Source organism: Chrysiogenia bacterium, from assembly GCA_020434085.1.
Taxonomy (GTDB): Bacteria; JAGRBM01; JAGRBM01; order JAGRBM01; family JAGRBM01; genus JAGRBM01.
Window position 1 is genome coordinate 1 of sequence record JAGRBM010000110.1, and the last position, 2,379, is coordinate 2,379.

Genomic DNA, 2,379 nt, shown 5'->3' on the forward strand with positions numbered 1-2,379 from the left:
CGTTGCGGCTTCGAGCTCCTCCTGACTTGGCAGTTCCATTTGCTTGTCATATCGCAAGGAACGCCGGCTCAGCAATGACTCACTTTGCGCCGGCCTCCCGCCAGCGCCCAGCAATCCATTGCAGCCCCGTTCCGCCTGCGCAGTCGTGAGCGTATCCGTAGCCGTGCTCGTGCTCGCTGCGCAGTCTGAGTCGTGCACGAGCACGAGCACGTCCACGACTGTTTGATTGAGGGGGGCGGATCAAGATTGCCTGATTCCGGGGAAAACCCCGCCTGCGGCGGTGCCCCCACGGCTGTTTGGACTTGCGCCGCGACTCCCCTACAATCCCGCTCTGTCTGGCCGCGTTGGGGGTGTCCCGCAAAGGCACCAGGGACTGAGAGCACACCCCACGAACCTGCTCCGGGTCATGCCGGCGAAGGGAAACGCGGGCGCCGTGGGCGCTGCTTGTTTCGAGCGCGTCCCTCCTCCCGATCCCTTCCACGCACTGCCCGATCAGTTATTGAGTATGGACTCGTTCTGAGGCGTTTGTTTGGGATGAAATCTGTAAGATCATTGGTTCTTTGGCTCAGCGTCACGATCACTGTTTCCGCTTGCGGTCCAAGTGCTCGATACACGCCCCCATCTGAGTTCAGTCGGCTGCCCACGGAAATAGTTGTCCACGCAGACTACGACACGGCTTGGACCGCATTGATTCGTCATGTTTCGGAAACATTTTTCTCGATCGAGCACTTTGAAAAGGACTCAGGGCTAATAGTGTTGTCATTCGCCGCAGATAAACCATCTGTTTATGTTGATTGTGGCAATTACTCGGCAGCTAGGCTCCCATTTAACCCATCTGATTATTCAGGTGCTTATGCTGACTACGCGACGCAGTTCATGGGGGCTCGGCTAAGTGGAAGGCTCAATATCAATGTGAACCGAATTTCTGATGACAAAACCGGAATTCGAGTTATTGCAAGATATATTTTCGGTCCGATGCAACGTGAAGATTTCTTGTCTGCCGCAACCGGGCAACGGCCAAGTTTCGCTTTTGATACGGGACAATCTGATACCAAGTTGGTGACAGATACGCGGGGGAGTTTGTCAGCGCGCTCGTGCAGGCCGACCCATGTAGCTGAATACTCGATTTTAGAAGCGGTAAATAAGAATCTTGAGAAGAAGTGAACGAAGGAAGGCGATCATGAGCAAGTCCTACACCCTGCCGCAGCTCGGCAACAATCCCTCCACCGGCAAGCTGGGCACCACGCCCGGCAGTTTCGCGCGCGCCCCGCAGGTGGGCGGCGCGCTTTCGTTCAGCTCCCCCGACACGCCGGGGATGCCCGCGCCCTCGGATAAAACAGCCTGGGACTTCATGCCCGCCGACTGGAAACTCAAGAACGGCAAGTGGAGTGCGCCCGCGGGTTTCACGCCCGTGACGCAGCTCGAACACGCGCGCCTTGGCATCATCACGCCGCAGATGGAGCGCGTCGCCGCGCGCGAGCCGCACCTCACACCCGAGCAGGTGCGCGATGAAGTGGCCGCCGGGCGCATGGTCATTCCGGCCAACCGCAACCATTTGAAGTACAAGCTCGACCCCATGGCCATCGGCCGGGCGAGCAGGACCAAGGTCAACGCCAACATGGGCGCCTCGCCGGTCTCCAGCTCCACCGATGAAGAGGTCGAGAAACTGCGCTGGGCCGAGAAGTGGGGCGCCGACACGGTGATGGACCTCTCCACCGGCGGCGACCTGGACGCCACGCGCGAGGCGATCATCCAGAACTCCACGACGCCCATCGGCACCGTTCCCATTTACTCCATGATCATCGGCCGCAAGATCGAAGAACTCACCCGCGAGATGGTCCTCGAAACGCTCGAACACCAGGCGCGCCAGGGCGTCGACTACTTCACCATCCACGCCGGGCTTTTGAGAGAGCACATTGCCGACGTCAAAGACCGCCTCATCGGCATCGTCTCGCGCGGCGGCTCTTTGATGGCCAAGTGGATGCTCCACCACGGAAAAGAGAACCTGCTCAACACGATCTGGGAAGACATCTGCGCGGTAATGCGCGAGCACGACGTGACCTTCTCCATCGGCGACGGGCTGCGCCCGGGCGGCCTGGCCGATGCCACCGACGCCGCGCAGCTCGGAGAGCTCGCCGAGCTCGGCAAGCTGACCGAGCGCGCCTGGCGCCTGGGCGTGCAGGTCATGGTGGAGGGCCCCGGCCACGTGCCCCTCGATCAGATCGAGTACAACATGAAGCTCCAGCGCACCCTCTGTCACGGCGCGCCCTTCTACGTGCTGGGGCCGCTGGTCACCGACATCTTCCCGGGCTACGACCACATCACCAGCGCCATCGGCGCGACCAACGCCGCCTATCATGGCGCGGCGATGCTCTGCTA

The 2,379-nt window shown here is 60.7% G+C and carries 2 protein-coding genes and 1 riboswitch; both genes read left to right on the forward strand.

The features are described 5' to 3' along the window. Nucleotides 1-336: 336 nt before the first annotated feature. A riboswitch (TPP riboswitch) is annotated at nucleotides 337-438 on the forward strand. 96 nt (nucleotides 439-534) lie between these two features. Continuing rightward, nucleotides 535-1,164, forward strand: a complete 630-nt coding sequence (locus KDH09_03730; GenBank protein ID MCB0218781.1) for a hypothetical protein — start codon at nucleotides 535-537, stop codon at nucleotides 1,162-1,164. A gap of 16 nt (nucleotides 1,165-1,180) precedes the next feature. Continuing rightward, a partial coding sequence (thiC, locus tag KDH09_03735) for a phosphomethylpyrimidine synthase ThiC (GenBank protein ID MCB0218782.1) occupies nucleotides 1,181-2,379 on the forward strand: 1,199 nt, incomplete at its 3' end.

Excerpts from the sequence above, each read along its gene's own strand:
- KDH09_03730 (MCB0218781.1), top strand. The coding sequence starts at position 535 with ATGAAATCTGTAAGATCATTGGTTCTTTGGCTCAGCGTCACGATCACT.